This is a genomic window from Stenotrophomonas sp. YJH_SMC_10 (assembly GCF_059371555.1).
The window spans coordinates 202,701-216,434 of record NZ_JCAFUS010000006.1; the positions used below are offsets into that span (position 1 = coordinate 202,701).

Consider the following 13,734-nt stretch of genomic DNA (forward strand, 5'->3'; position numbering starts at 1 on the left):
AGCGTGAACAAGGACCGCGGCGATGCCGCGGTTTTTTTTCAGGCGGCGCAGCCCCTTTCCAGGCGGCATAACGAACAACGGCCCCGTGCGGGGCCGTTGCGGCATCAGCTGATCGGAGTACCGATCAGAACTTCTGCTTGTACTGCATGTAGATCAGGCGACCGATGTCGTAGCCGCCGTAGTAGGAGTACTGCGAGTTCGGCGCCGAGTACATCTGCGGGCCGTAGTGGTCGAACACATTGCGTGCACCGACCGCGATGGTCGCATTCCACGGCGCGTTCCAGGAGACCTGGACGTCGTGGAAGGTGGTGGCGCCGCGCTTGTTCTGCGCCTGGTTGCGGGCCGGATCCGGCGAGCCGTAGTCAGGCAGCGAGCACTCGGTGGCGTAGTAGCAACGCTCCTTCACGCTGGAGAAGTAGCGGGTGCCCCAGGTGATGCCGAAGTCGCCGAATTCCCAGCCAACGGTCAGGTTCGAACGCAGGCGGAAGTTGCTGCCGAAGCCATTGTAGATCTGCACCGGGGAGTCATCATTGGCCGTCTTCAGGACGTTCTTGGTGACGTAGGTGTTCTGCAGGTTGAAGTTGAAGCTGCCCCAGGTGTCGGTCGCATAGCGGTAGCTTGCATCGAAGTCGAAGCCTTCGGTTTCGATGAAGCCGGCGTTGCGGCTGCCGTAGGTCAGGTTGTTGACGTAGCCGAGCGTGGCGTCACGGGTGAAGGTGCTGCAGCGCTCAGCAATGCCCAGAACGTAGCAGTCGTTCAGCTGATCCGTCGGGGTATCGGAAACGATCGTGTTCTCGATCTTGATGTTGAACCAGTCCAGGCTCAGGTTCAGGCCCGGGGCGAAGGTCGGGCTCCAGACCAGGCCAACGGTCTTGGACTTGGACGTTTCCGGAGTCAGGTTCGGATTGGAGCCGGAGGTGAACGGCACCGGGCTCTGCTCATCCGGGCCTTCCGCCGGGACGTAACCCTGCTTCAGCTGGCGGAAGTTCGGGGCCAGTGCACCCAGGGCGGCAGCGCATCGCTGGGCCGTGGCGGCATCGGTTGCGGCCAGACCGAACGAGGTATCGCACGGATCGGTGAAGTACTCGAAGGACTGCGAGCTGCCGCCGTACAGGTCGGCGATGGTCGGCGCGCGGAAGCCCTCGGAGTAGGTCGCGCGGACCAGCAGCTGATCGATCGGGCGCCACTTCAGGCCGAACTTGCTGTTGGTCGTGTTGCCGAAGGTGCTGAAGTCGGAGAAGCGGGTGGCTGCGCTCAGGCTCAGTTCCTTGGCACCGGGCAGGTCGGCCAGGATCGGTACGTTCAGCTCCAGGTACACTTCATTGACGTCGTACTTGCCGCCGGTCGGGCCAGCCGCCAGGTCGGTGGAGTAACCCGACTGCGACAGCGCGTCCGGATTGAAGTTGCCCTTCTCTTCGCGGTACTCGTAACCCAATGCGAAGCCCAGGTCGCCTGCCGGCAGGGTCAGGATGCTGCCCGCGATGTTGGCGTAGTAGGACGTCATCGTGGTTTCGCCGACGTTGTGCGTCGTCGGGAACAGGAACTGCTGCAGGTCCGGATTGCCGGTCAAGCCGCCATCACCGGTGCGGCCGAACGGAATGGCCGGGTTCCACGGAATGCAGCCGCCGGCGCCGGGGCCGTAGGCCGGGTTGGTGCCCGCAGCCAGGCCCGCAGCGGTTCCGCACTCCACGCGGCCGGTTGCCGGGTTGTAGAACGAGGCCCCGGTGGCGGCGTTGGCCGCCAGGACGTTGTAGTTGCCGGTCTGGCTCTGGTTGTTTTCGGAGTTCTGGTAGAGGTAGCCGGCTTCCCAGTCGAAGTACTTGTCCTTGAACTGGAACGAGCCCTGCAGCGCGCCGCTGAAGCGGAACGTCGTCAGCTTGTTGTTGGAAACGCGCGGCACTTCCCAGCCACGGCGGACATACGCCATGTCCTGGCCGAACGGGTTGTAGTAGCTGTCGGCCGACCAGATGGAACCGAGGTTGGCGTAGGCTTCGGACTGCAGCGGGTAACCGGCCACCTGCGCTTCCGATTCGCGGCGGGTGTACAGCAGGTCACCGCTGAAACGGACATTGTCGGTGAGGTCGTACTGCAGGTTGGCGAATACGCTGCGACGCTTGGTCGGGGTCAGCAGCTGCATCTGCTGGTTGGAGTTGCTCACGTCACCGGTGATCGGGGTCAGGTCGGTTTCGTGGAAGTCCGCCGCGTTGTACGGATTGCCGCCGCGATTGAGGGTGAGCGACGGTGCGTCCGGATCGGTCGGGTCGTACACCGAGCCCCACTGGCTGACCGAGGTCCAGCCAGCGGTCGGATGGCGATTGGTGCGCGACGATTCAGAGAACCAGCGGTCCTTGGCCCACACCGCCTTTTCGTTGGAGTACTCGGCACCGATGGTGATCGAGCCGCGATCGCCGGTGAAGCCGGCCACGAAATCGGCGCTCTGCTTCTGGCCGTCGCCTTCACTGTACTGCCCGGTGTAGGCGTTGACTTCCAGGCCTTCGAAGTTCTTGCGGGTGATGATGTTGATCACGCCGGCCATGGCGTCGGAACCGTACACCGAGGAAGCGCCGTCCTTCAGCACGTCGATGCGCTCGACGATGGCCGACGGGATCTGCGACACGTCCTGATAGCCGCTGACGCTGGCGCCGAGGCGCTTGCCATCGACCAGGATCAGGGTGCGCTGTGCACCCAGGTTGCGCAGGTCGATGTAGTAGCCGCCGACCATTTCACCGGAGGACAGCGGTTCGGAACGGCTGATGGCCGGGCTGCCGGCGGCAGAAATGTTCTGCAGCACGTCAGCGACCGTCTTGAAGCCGCTCTTTTCGATGGTGGCGCGGCTCAGGCTCAACACCGGCTGTGCCGTTTCGGTATCGACCTGGCGGATGCGCGAACCGGTGACCTCGATACGGTCGAGGTTGGTGGCTTCCTGGGCGTGGGCCGTTGCGGTGGTGGCACCGGCAACAAGCGCGATCACAACTGCGTCACGCAGCTGGCTGGACTTGAGTTTCATTGGCTCTCTCTCTCCAAGAAATCTTGGCTGGGGTTAATGCCCGGCGGGGGAGCGAAAAAGCGCTCCCAAATCGCGAGGCTGACCCGATAGTAACGGGCGTTCGCCAAGAATTAAAGCTGTGTTAATCCAGACTGTGATTCTGGTAAAAATCAACTTTTCCCAACCCAGTCAAAGAGTTGCTGGCAGGGTCAATTCGTCATGCCTCGTTTGTTAACAAGGAATGATGAAAAAAGTTTCCGTTGTTATGTATCCGAGTATTTCGGCGCGTTGTGTTTCATTTCCCAGCGACCATTGCGAACGCGTCTTTGTGCGTCCGGCACGCACATGCAAAGGGCGCCTTTCGGCGCCCTCGGGTCTGTCGCTGCACAGCGTGACTGCCGGGATCAGAGATCCTGTTCGTAACGGACATACGGCACGGTGCCGTCGTCGTTGCTTTCATTGCGCGGGGAGAACGGGTTCTTGCCGCGGCTGATCACGTTCTCGGCGCCGACGGTGAGCTGGCCCGACCACGGGGTCCGCCAGGTCAGGCCGATGCCCAGGCCTTCCCACTTGCCGGGCTTGCCCGGGACGTCGACCACGCGGCCGATGATGCTGCCGGTGAAGTTGCCGTAACCGGCACCGAGGCTCAGGCTCTTGCTGTCCCAGCGATCGACGAGGGCCGGCGAGGCGTCGGCCAGCGGGACCAGGCGGGCCTTGGCATAGGTGCCGGCGATGGACACGAAGCCTTCGCGCCCGATGTTCTTCTGCGCGAACACGGTCAGATCGTTCTGCTCGGCACGCAGGGAGGGCGTCTTGTTCGGGCCCGACAACCAGGCCGGCAGGGTTTCACGGCCGGTGCCGGCGGTGATGCCCAGGCGGCTGTTGCCACGGTTCAGTGCCGCAGTGCCGGTGAAGCGGCGGCTGTTGAGGTCATCGTCGTCGCCCAGGCTGGCCAGCATGCAGTGGCTGGCCAGTCCGCTGATGCTGGTGCCGCTGCTGCTGTTGCAGAGCAGGCCCAGCGAATCGCCGGACGACAGGCCAAAGGCCGCGTCCAGGGAATTGCGGCCGAAATGCCAGCGGGCGCCGGCCGCCTGTTCGCCGGTCGGCTCCAGGTACAGCAGCGCCTCCACCTTGCCGCTGCCCTTGTTCCATACCGGCAGCACGGTGCGGGTGTCCTTGCTCTGCGCATGCGCGCCCGTGATCGCGCCAAGGGCGATCAGCAGGGCCAGCGGTAGACGCAGGAAGGTACGCATCGGACCAGTTCAGACAGGGACAGACAACGGAAGTTCCCGTGGGGACGGGAACTTGATCCTAGGGTGTTTATGAATTCTTAACAAGCCTTGATCCTCCCCAGGTACAAGACTGCCGTTCATTGAAGCCGTTCAGGCGCCGGTACAGCCCCCTGGGCGCCGTGGAACAGTATGCCGAACTCCGTCAATGGAAAGTGATACTCACGCCCGCAGAATTCGCAACGCACCTCGACCGCGCCGGTGTCCTCGGCGGCCGCACGGGCTTCTTCCTCGCCCAGTGACTGCAGCATGCCGGCCACCCGCTCGCGCGAGCAGGAGCAGGCGAAGGACAGGGGCTTGCTGCCCAGCAGTTCCGGCCGCTCTTCGTGGAACAGGCGGTGCAGCAGCGCTTCGGCCGGGGTGGCCAGCAGTTCGGCCTTGCCCAGGGTTTCGAACAGGGCGCTGGCACGCGCCCAGCCGTCCTCGTCGCCTTCGTCGCCCGGCAGCTTCTGCAGCAGCAGGCCGGCGGCGCCGTTGCGGTCGGCGGCCAGCAGCAGGCGGGTCGGCAGCTGTTCGGACTGGCGGAAATAGTCTTCGAAGGCCTCGTCCAGTTCCGGCGCGGCCAGCGCAACCAGGCTCTGGTAACGCTGCGGCTCACGCGGATCCAGGCCGGGGTTCTCGATGGTGATGGCGAGGATGGCGTCATCGCCGAGGCTGGACAGGTCACGCGGCGCATCGGCGCCCTCGCTGAGCTGGGCGATACCGCGCAGCGTGCCAGCGGCGGTGCATTCGGCGAACAGGGTGCGCAGCGCGGTGCTGCTGCGCAGCTGCACCGACAGGCGGCCGTCGATCTTGGTGTGGCCGGTGAACAGTGCCGAAGCGACGCACGCCTCGCCGAGCAGTTCGGCAGCGGCGTCCGGGTACGCCGCGTGGGACAGGATTTCCTGCCAGGTGGCCTGCAGGTGCACATGCACGCCGCGGACGCCGGCGGCGGGGAGCAGGAAGCGGATCAGGGAATCGGGGTTGGCGGTCATCGGCTCACATCGCGCGTAAACGAGGGCGGTTGCCGGATAATGCGCCGACAACCAGACAGAAGAAGGATGCACCAGTAATGGGGGCAGCGGGAGAGCAGCACAAGGTAGAGGCGGCGGCCACCGCGCCGCGCCGGCGGCGCTGGCGCTGGAAGCGGCTGCTGTGGCTGCCGGTGCTCCTGGCTGCTTTCAGCTGCCTGCAGGTACTGGTACTGCGCTTCATCGACCCGCCGGTGTCCACGGTGATGCTGTGGCGCTACGGCGAGGCGCTGGGCGAGGCGGACTGGTCCTATCGGCTGCATTACCAGTGGCGCGACCTCGACCAGATGGCGCCGAGCCTGCCGATCTCGCTGGTGGCCGCCGAGGACCAGCGCTTCCCCGACCACAACGGCTTCGACCTGCAGGCCATCGAAAAGGCCCGCGATCACAACGCCAGGGGCGGGCGCCTGCGCGGCGCCAGCACGATCAGCCAGCAGGTGGCCAAGAACCTGTTCCTGTGGCAGGGCCGCAGCTGGATACGCAAGGGCCTGGAAGTCTGGTACACGGTGCTGATCGAGGCGCTGTGGCCGAAGGAGCGGATCCTGGAGATGTACGCCAACATCGCCGAGTTCGGTGATGGCGTGTACGGGGCACAGGCGGCGGCGCAGAAATTCTGGGGCAAGGACGCGGCCCGGCTGAGCCCGGCCGAGAGTGCGCGCCTGGCTGCGGTACTGCCGGCACCGCGGCGCTACAACGCGGCCGCGCCCGGGCCTTACGTGCAGCGGCGTGCCGCCTGGATCCAGCGCCAGGCGCGCCAGCTGGGGGGCGCGTCCTACCTGTCGGAGGACTGAGGCGCATACGGCGTGATCGTCATGCGACCGGCCGCGTGCGTGCCGGCAACGTACAATCCGGGCATGACCCGCGAACGGCTCACCTTCGTCATCGCCGCCTACAACGAGGCCCTGGCACTGCCGCTGCTGCATCCGCGGCTGTGCGCGGTGCTCGACGGCATGCCCGACATCGAGGGTCACATCCTCTATGTGGACGACGGCAGCCACGACGGCACCTGGGAGGTAATTGCCGGGCTTGCGCAGGCCGATGCGCGCGTATCGGCGCTGAAGCTGTCGCGCAACTTCGGCAAGGAAGCGGCGCTGACGGCGGGACTGGACCTGGTGCACGAAGGCGCGGCGATGATCCTGGATGCCGACGGCCAGGACCCGCCGGAGCTGGTGCCGCAGTTCGTCGCCCGCTGGCGCGAGGGCCATGACAACGTCTACGGCACGCGCATGGCCCGCGATGGCGAGGCCTGGATCAAGCGCGCCACGGCAGCCATGTTCTATCGGGTGATGGGCCGCCTGTCGCGTACACCGATTCCGGCCGACACCGGGGACTTCCGCCTGCTGTCGCCGCGCGCGCTGAGCGCCCTGCGTGGAATGCGTGAGCGCCACCGCTTCATGAAAGGGCTTTTCAGCTGGGTCGGATTCAAGCGGATCGCCGTGCCCTATCACCGCCACGCGCGCGTGGCCGGCACCAGCAAATTCAGCCTCTGGCGGCTGTGGAATTTCGCGCTGGAGGGCATCACCGGGTTCTCCACCGTGCCGCTGCGGGCGGCCACCTACCTGGGGCTGGCAACGGCAGCGGTCGCCTTCCTGTTCGGCCTGTGGGTGATCGTCAAAGCGGCGCTGTATGGCGACCGGGTGGCGGGCTGGCCGACGATGATGGCGGTGATCCTGTGCCTGGGTGGGGTGCAGCTGATCGCGCTGGGCCTGATCGGCGAGTACCTGGGGCGGCTTTACGAAGAGTCCAAGCAGCGGCCGCTGTACCTGGTTGACGCCTGGCTAGCATCCGCCGTGGCAGACTCGGCCCTGCAACCCACCCTCGGAGGGCAGGCAGATGACCACGGTACGGCAACTGTTGGACGGCAAGTCTCCTGAAGTACATGCGGTCGCGCCGGAAGCGGCGGTGATCGATGCGATCCGATTGATGGCGGAAAAAGGCATCGGTGCGGTGCTGGTGATGGACGGGCCGAAACTGGTCGGGATCCTGTCCGAGCGTGATTACGCGCGCAAGATCGTGCTGCGCGATCGTTCGTCGCGGGATACCGCGGTGGCGGAGATCATGACGGCACAGGTGGTGACGGTGTCGCCGGGCGAGCAGGTGGAGCACTGCCTGCAGCTGGTGACCGACTACCGCATCCGCCACCTGCCGGTGGTGGAGGGCGCGCAGGTGCTGGGGGTGATCTCCATCGGCGACCTGGTGAAGTCGGTGATCGATGCGCAGCGGCGGGAGCTGGACCAGCTGCAGCAGTACATCGTGGCGGGGTGAGTTTTCGCTGGCGGGCCTGCGGCCCGCCGGCCCGCCAACAGCAAGTGCAGAAGCAGAAGCAGCGCCTTCCTGATACGTCGGAGAGGCAGAGGGCATGGGCGTGCAGGACACGCCGCAAGTACGTCCCTGTAGGCTCGATGGCGCCATCCATGGCGCCAACGGTCCTGCACGCCCCTGCCCTCCGCCTCTGGAAACATTTCCGCGAGCGCGGTGCGTACATGCGCTGTGCCTCGCCTTTGGTAGCCGCCAACCTTGGTTGGCAACAGCTTTTGACTTTGCTTTTTTTTTTGACTTTGAATTTCGCTCTCGTTCCGCGCGCGCAGGAAACTGTCCGGAGCCGGAGCAAGGCGGCAGGCAGGACCGTGAGGCGCATGGATGCGCCGACCGAGCCTACAGGGACGTATTTACGGCGTGTCCTGCCTGTCGCCTTGCTCCGGCTCTACGCGCGGGAAAGGAGGCGCCGCGAACAACGCTGTAACCCTACTTCGCATACTGCCCACCGCAGTCGGCGTCCTTGCCCGGCCCCAGTTCGATCGTTGCCAACAACGCCGCTGGCGGGGCAATGCTGCCCAGCGCCAGGGCCACCGCACCGCGGATGCCCAGCGCCTTGAAGTCCGGGCGGAACGACGGGTCCTTGAACGTACCGGCGATGTGCAGCGGCGAGCGCAGCACCAGGATGCTCTTGTCCTTCGGGCGCGGTTTCAACAGCAGGTCCAGGGTCTCGTCGCGCAGGCTCACCGTGCCTTCGCCGATGAGGATCGTGTCGGTGGTGTCCACCGCCAGTGCCTGGCTGGTCATCAGGCCGTCGCGCACGCCGAAGTCGGCGAAGGCACACCGCAGGGGAATCTGCTTGTCGCCGGTCACCAGGAATTTCAGCGACTCGGTGATGTCCAGGCCGGCCAGCTCCATCACGAGGTTGCCGACATGGCCGCGGCCCATCGCCAGGCCGACCTTGCCGCTGCTGCTGCCGAGCATTGCCGCGATCGAATTGCCACGGCCGCTCAGGTCCACTTCGCCGCCGATGCCGCCCTTGGCCTGCTCGGCCAGCTTGGCGTCGGGGAACAACTGGCCCAGCTGCACGCCGCGCACGCTGGCCTTCAGTGCGGTGCTGATCTGCGGTTGCCGCGCGTCCATGCGGACCGTGCTGCGGATATCGCCGCCGGCGACGCCGAAGTTCAGCGGGTCCAGCCGCAGCAGGCCGTCATCCAGCAGCAGGTGCGCATCCATGTCATCCAGCGGCAGCGACGGAGCGTTGATGCGATGGGCTTTCCAGCGCACGTCGGCGTCCATCGCCCGCAGCTTGCCGAGGTTGTAGGGCGTATCGGGCAGCACGCGCGGGCGGGCAGCCACCCGCGCCGCCTCGGCCTTCTGCTCCGCATTGGCGGTTTCGCCACCGCCGGTCTTTGGCGGGGCGCCAACGAAGCCGGCCAGGTCATCGAAGTCCAGGCGCCTGGATTCCAGCGTGGCGGTCAATCGCGGGCGAGCGCCGCCCACGTCGAACTGCAGATTGCCACCCAGGTCGCTGTCGCCGACCTTGCCGGAGAACCGCTCGTAGCGCCAGGTGTCGTGGTCACGCTTGAGGCGGCCGTTCAACGCATACGGCGGGGAGGGCGGGATGGCGATGCCGAGCAGCGGGTAGAGGTCGGCAAGATCCTGCCCGCTCAGCGCGAACTGCAGGTCGAACACGCGCAGCTGGAATGGATTGGTGAGCGTGCCGGTGGCGACGGCGTGGGTAGCGCCGGCGCGGCCGTCAAGGTGGATGCGGAACGGGTGGTCGCTGTCGGTCAGCTCCAGCGGGGATTCGGTGCCACCGCGCAGGGTGAACGGGTTGCCCTGCCAGCGTCCCTTGCCCTGCACCAGCAGCGGCGGCGCGCCGTCGGTCTGCTTCGGTTGGCCGCTGCGCACCTCCATGCGGATATCCGTGCGGCCGAGCGCGTCGAGGAACTGCAGACGACCGTCGTCGATGCGCAGTCGCTTGAGCTGGGGACGTGTCCCGCCGGCGCTGTCACCGAGGAAGTCCCAGTTGCCGGGCTCACCCTTGCGCGGGGCAGTCTCCAGCAGCAGGTCCGGCCGGGTCAGACGTACTTCGGGCAGTTCCACGCGGCCGCGCAGCAGTGGCCAGAGCCGCACGTCGATCTCGACGCGGTCGGCCGTGGCCATGTTCGGCTGCTTTGCCCAGCGGGCATTGGCGAAGGTGATCGCATCGGCGCGAAGGGTGCTGGTGCGGCCGAGGTCGACGTCGAGATTCCCGATCTGCAGCGCACGGCCGGTGCGGGCCTGCACCGCGCGTTCAACCGGGCCCTTGAACCAGTTCCAGTCCCAGAGCGCGATCAACACCAGCACCGCCGCGAGCAGGAAGACCAGCACGGTCAGCCAGCGGCGGCCCCGGGGACCGGGGCGACGGAGGCGCCAGCGGGGCGAGCGCCGTGCAGCAGGGGAGGCGGCAGCATTCACGCTGCCATGGTTGCCCCCTCATCGTGGACGGGGCGCGAAGCGTCCATGTGCGTGGCGTGCACAAGTGGCGCGGACGCCGGTTTACAGCACCTGCATGGTCACTGCGACGAAGTGGCAGACGCTGCCACCGATCACGAACAGGTGCCAGATCGCGTGCGAATAGGGAATCGATTCGCGATGGTAGAAATAGGTGCCCAGTGTGTACGACAGGCCGCCGGCCAGCAGCCAGCCCAGCGTCCAGCCGTCGATCGAAGCCAGCATCGGCTTGACCGCCACGATCACCAGCCAGCCCATGGCGACGTAGATGGCCGTGGACAGGCGCTTGAAGCGACCGGTGTAGAACAGCTTGAACACCACACCGGCCAGGGCCAGGGTCCAGATTGCGGCGAACAGGCCCCAGCCCCACGGGCCGCGGAGACCGATCAGGGTGAACGGGGTGTAGGTGCCTGCAATCAGCACGTAGATCGCGCAGTGGTCGAACACCTTGAGTCGCCCCTTGGCGACCGGATGCTGGATGGCGTGGTACAGGGTCGAGGCGGTGTACAGCAGCAGCAGCGCAATGCCGAACACGATGGCACCGGCCAGCTGCCAGCCATCGCCGTAGATCGCGGCCAGGGTGATCAGGACCGCGCCGGCACCCAGCGCGAACACGGCACCCAGGCCGTGGGTCAAGGCACTTGCGATTTCTTCGCGGATCGAAGCAACGGAAGTCGTGGACATGGCGTAGGCATCGTTCGCGGGGAGGTGGGGACCCGCGCCCCCCTATCATCGCCGCGATGGGCGGGATGTGCACGCCCGTCACCGTATGGTCGATGAATTACCGGCCTGCGCCGGTAGGGGGAGCGCCCTTTCCTTGCGGAAAGGGACCTGACCCCGTTGTTCAGCCCGCCGAAACGGTATGGGCGGCTTCGCGCGTGGCCGAGAAGCGGACATCCGGCGAGCGCTCCTGCGCCAGCTGCAGGTTGACCCGGGTCGGCGCCAGGTAGACCAGGTGCCCGGCGGCATCCAGGGCCAGGTTCAGCGCGTTCTTCTCGCGGAATTCTTCCAGCTTCTTCTCGTTGCTGCAGTGGACCCAGCGCGCGGTGGTCACGCTGACCGGCTCGAAGGTGGCTTCCACGCCGTACTCGTCCTTCAGTCGGTAGGCGGCTACGTCGAACTGCAGCACACCGACCGCACCCAGGATCAGGTCGTTGCTGGTGAGCGGGCGGAAGAACTGGGTCGCGCCTTCCTCGGACAGCTGGGCCAGGCCCTTCTGCAGCTGCTTGAGCTTGAGCGGATCGCGCAGGCGGGCGCGGCGGAACAGTTCCGGGGCGAAGTTGGGGATGCCGGTGAAGGTCACCGCTTCGCCTTCGGTGAAGGTATCGCCGATGGAGATGGTGCCGTGGTTGTGGATGCCGATCACATCGCCCGGCCAGGCCTCGGCCGCGATCTCGCGGTCGCTGGCCATGAAGGTCAGCGCGTTGGCCAGTTTCATTTCCTTGCCGGTGCGCACGTGGAAGGTCTTCATGCCGGCGCTGAAACGGCCGGAGCAGACGCGCATGAAGGCCACGCGGTCACGGTGCTGCGGGTCCATGTTGGCCTGGATCTTGAACACGAAGCCGGTCAGCTTGTTCTCTTCCGGGGCGATCTCGCGGCCGGTGGTCGAACGCGCCTGCGGCGACGGTGCATGCTCGACGAAGAAGTCCAGCAGCGGCTGCACGCCGAAGTTGTTCACGCCGGAGCCGAAGAACACCGGGGTCTGCTTGCCGGCGCGGTAGGCGTCCAGGTCGAACGGGTGGCTGGCGCCCTGCACCAGTTCCAGCTCGTCGCGCAGGTCGGCCAGCATCTGTGCACCGATCTTCTCGGCCAGGCCGGGGGCATCGATGGACGGGAAGATGGTCGAGTCCTGGCGGGTGAAGTTGCGGCCGGGCTCGTACAGGTGCACTTCACCGGTCAGCAGATGGACCACGCCCTTCAGGCGCTGGCCCATGCCGATCGGCCAGGTCACCGGCGCGCACTGGATGCCGAGCACGGTTTCCACCTCATCCAGCAGCTCGATCGGGTCCTTGCCCTCGCGGTCGAGCTTGTTGATGAAGGTCATGATCGGGGTGTCGCGCAGGCGGCACACTTCCATCAGCTTGATGGTGCGCTCTTCCACGCCCTTGGCCACGTCGATCACCATCAGCGCCGAGTCGACCGCGGTCAGCACGCGGTAGGTGTCCTCGCCGAAGTCGGCGTGGCCGGGGGTGTCGAGCAGGTTGACGATCTTGCCTTCGTACGGGAACTGCATCACCGAGGAGGTCACGGAGATGCCGCGCTCCTTTTCCAGTGCCATCCAGTCGGAGGTGGCATGGCGGGCGGCCTTGCGGCCCTTCACCGAACCGGCCATCTGGATCGCGCCTCCGAACAGCAGCAGCTTTTCGGTCAGCGTGGTCTTGCCGGCGTCAGGGTGGGAAATGATGGCGAAGGTGCGGCGACGCGACGCTTCGTTGGCGACTTCGGACATGGCAGTGGCGCCCGCCCGGGGCGCTTTTCAAAGAGATAAGCGCCCGATTATACCGGCCGGGGCCGGTCAGCGCCCGGTCCCGCCGTCGGCTTCGCCGTGGCGGGCGAACTGCAGCTGGCCCTGTTCGGCGAAGATGCGCACCGGCACCGAGCGCAGGCCCATGCCGCGGTTGACCTGCACCACGAAGTGCAGGTGCGGCGCGCTGCTGTAGCCGCTGTTGCCGGACAGGCCGATCGGCTGCCCGGCCCCCACGGCCTGGCCGCGACGCACGCGCATGCCGCCGGCCTGCAGATGGCCGTACAGGGCCATGCTGCCGTCACTGTGCAGCACGCGGATGAAGTTGGCGCGGGCGCCATCGCGCTCGCGGTCCTGGCCGTTGCCACGGAAGCCATCCTGGATCTGCATCACCGTGCCCTCGCGCGCGGCCAGCACCAGGGTGCCCTCCGGCAGAGCGAAGTCGACCGCATCGTGGTTCTCCTCGTCGCCATGGCTGAACCGTCCCTGCGGCGCCTGGTCCACGCGCAGGCGGGCTGCATCGAAGGGCAGGCGATAGGCAACATCCTCGGCCTGCGCGGCCGGGTTGCCCGGCACCGACTGCAGGCGCAGGTCCAGCGTGCGCCCATCGATCGGGGCGGGCAGGTGGCCGACCACCAGGCTGCTGTCGCCCTGGATCAGTGACTGCACCGGCAGGCTGTCGACCGGGTGACCGGGGGCCGCGCGCAGTTCGATCTGCAGCGGGCCGGCCAGGGCGTTGTCGATGCGTGCCTGCCATTGCCCGCCGACCGGCTGCAGGCGCAGCTGGGCCATGGGGGCGGCGCCCGCGGACCCGCCTGCGGGCGTCGCCTGGCCAGGCAGGGGAACCAGTCCCCAGCCCTGGCGCCAGTCGTCGGCGTGCACGCTCGCGCTCGCCAGCAGGGACAACAGCAGGCAGGACAGGGGCAAGCGCGACATCGGCGTTTCCAGCGGAATGGACCGCCGGGACTGTACCCGATCCTGAACGGGGCGACCGGAACGGACTGCGCAGTGTGGACCTGAAAATATTCATCGCTTTATCCGCATGAAGGGATTGACAGTGCCGGAAAGGGCTGGCATCGTGGCTCCACCATCGAGACCGGCAGAGGGACAGGCCCTTTGAAGCCGGGGCAGCCCGCAGGCGCGCAAGCGTCTGCGTAGGTGCCAAATCCTGCGGGGACCGTGGCGTCCACCGAAAGATGGTTCGAACCATGCACCCCACGTGCATCTCGA

At 66.6% G+C, this 13,734-nt stretch carries 10 protein-coding genes and 1 riboswitch; of the genes, 3 read left to right on the plus strand and 7 right to left on the minus strand.

Translation table 11 applies throughout. The features are described 5' to 3' along the window. Nucleotides 1-124: 124 nt before the first annotated feature. The 3 genes from AC5P9C_RS10640 to hslO all read right to left on the minus strand — a co-directional run bounded on the left by AC5P9C_RS10640 (nucleotide 125) and on the right by hslO (nucleotide 5,249). A complete protein-coding gene (locus AC5P9C_RS10640) occupies nucleotides 125-3,007 on the minus strand; it encodes a TonB-dependent receptor (protein ID WP_074725014.1) in 2,883 nt (960 codons plus the stop codon). Between the two features lie 383 nt (nucleotides 3,008-3,390). Next, a complete protein-coding gene (locus AC5P9C_RS10645) occupies nucleotides 3,391-4,239 on the minus strand; it encodes an XOO1806 family protein (protein ID WP_057493486.1) in 849 nt (282 codons plus the stop codon). Nucleotides 4,240-4,355: 116 nt separating this feature from the next. Beyond that, nucleotides 4,356-5,249 carry an Hsp33 family molecular chaperone HslO gene (gene hslO, locus AC5P9C_RS10650; protein ID WP_049469301.1) on the minus strand — a complete coding sequence of 298 codons (894 nt, stop codon included), beginning with the start codon at nucleotides 5,247-5,249 and terminating at the stop codon, nucleotides 4,356-4,358. Nucleotides 5,250-5,326: 77 nt separating this feature from the next. Between hslO and mtgA the strand changes: the two genes are divergently transcribed. The 3 genes from mtgA (at nucleotide 5,327) to AC5P9C_RS10665 (ending at nucleotide 7,550) form a co-directional block, all read left to right on the plus strand. Further along, complete coding sequence (mtgA, locus tag AC5P9C_RS10655) at nucleotides 5,327-6,076, plus strand: monofunctional biosynthetic peptidoglycan transglycosylase (protein WP_049469305.1); 750 nt, start codon at nucleotides 5,327-5,329, stop codon at nucleotides 6,074-6,076. Nucleotides 6,077-6,139: 63 nt separating this feature from the next. Further along, nucleotides 6,140-7,159 carry a glycosyltransferase family 2 protein gene (locus AC5P9C_RS10660; protein WP_495205158.1) on the plus strand — a complete coding sequence of 340 codons (1,020 nt, stop codon included), beginning with the start codon at nucleotides 6,140-6,142 and terminating at the stop codon, nucleotides 7,157-7,159. Further along, the gene (locus AC5P9C_RS10665) at nucleotides 7,119-7,550 is read left to right on the plus strand and encodes a CBS domain-containing protein (protein WP_049469311.1); all 432 of its coding nucleotides are present in this window, start codon (nucleotides 7,119-7,121) and stop codon (nucleotides 7,548-7,550) included. Before AC5P9C_RS10660 ends, AC5P9C_RS10665 begins: the two co-directional genes overlap by 41 nt. Nucleotides 7,551-8,030: 480 nt before the next feature. Here the strand turns inward: AC5P9C_RS10665 and AC5P9C_RS10670 are convergent, their stop codons facing one another. From AC5P9C_RS10670 to AC5P9C_RS10685, 4 genes are all read right to left on the minus strand, one after another. After that, entirely contained in the window at nucleotides 8,031-10,004 is a 1,974-nt protein-coding gene (locus AC5P9C_RS10670; RefSeq protein ID WP_103282544.1) for an AsmA family protein, read from the minus strand. 81 nt (nucleotides 10,005-10,085) lie between these two features. Further along, the gene (trhA, locus tag AC5P9C_RS10675; protein WP_049465643.1) at nucleotides 10,086-10,724 is read right to left on the minus strand and encodes a PAQR family membrane homeostasis protein TrhA; all 639 of its coding nucleotides are present in this window, start codon (nucleotides 10,722-10,724) and stop codon (nucleotides 10,086-10,088) included. A gap of 160 nt (nucleotides 10,725-10,884) precedes the next feature. After that, nucleotides 10,885-12,489, minus strand: coding sequence for a peptide chain release factor 3 (locus tag AC5P9C_RS10680; protein WP_049428108.1), 1,605 nt, complete (start codon nucleotides 12,487-12,489; stop codon nucleotides 10,885-10,887). Nucleotides 12,490-12,555: 66 nt separating this feature from the next. Further along, complete coding sequence (locus tag AC5P9C_RS10685; protein WP_343543432.1) at nucleotides 12,556-13,440, minus strand: M23 family metallopeptidase; 885 nt, start codon at nucleotides 13,438-13,440, stop codon at nucleotides 12,556-12,558. A 148-nt stretch (nucleotides 13,441-13,588) separates the two neighbouring features. Then, a riboswitch (SAM riboswitch) is annotated at nucleotides 13,589-13,707 on the plus strand. Nucleotides 13,708-13,734 lie beyond the last annotated feature (27 nt).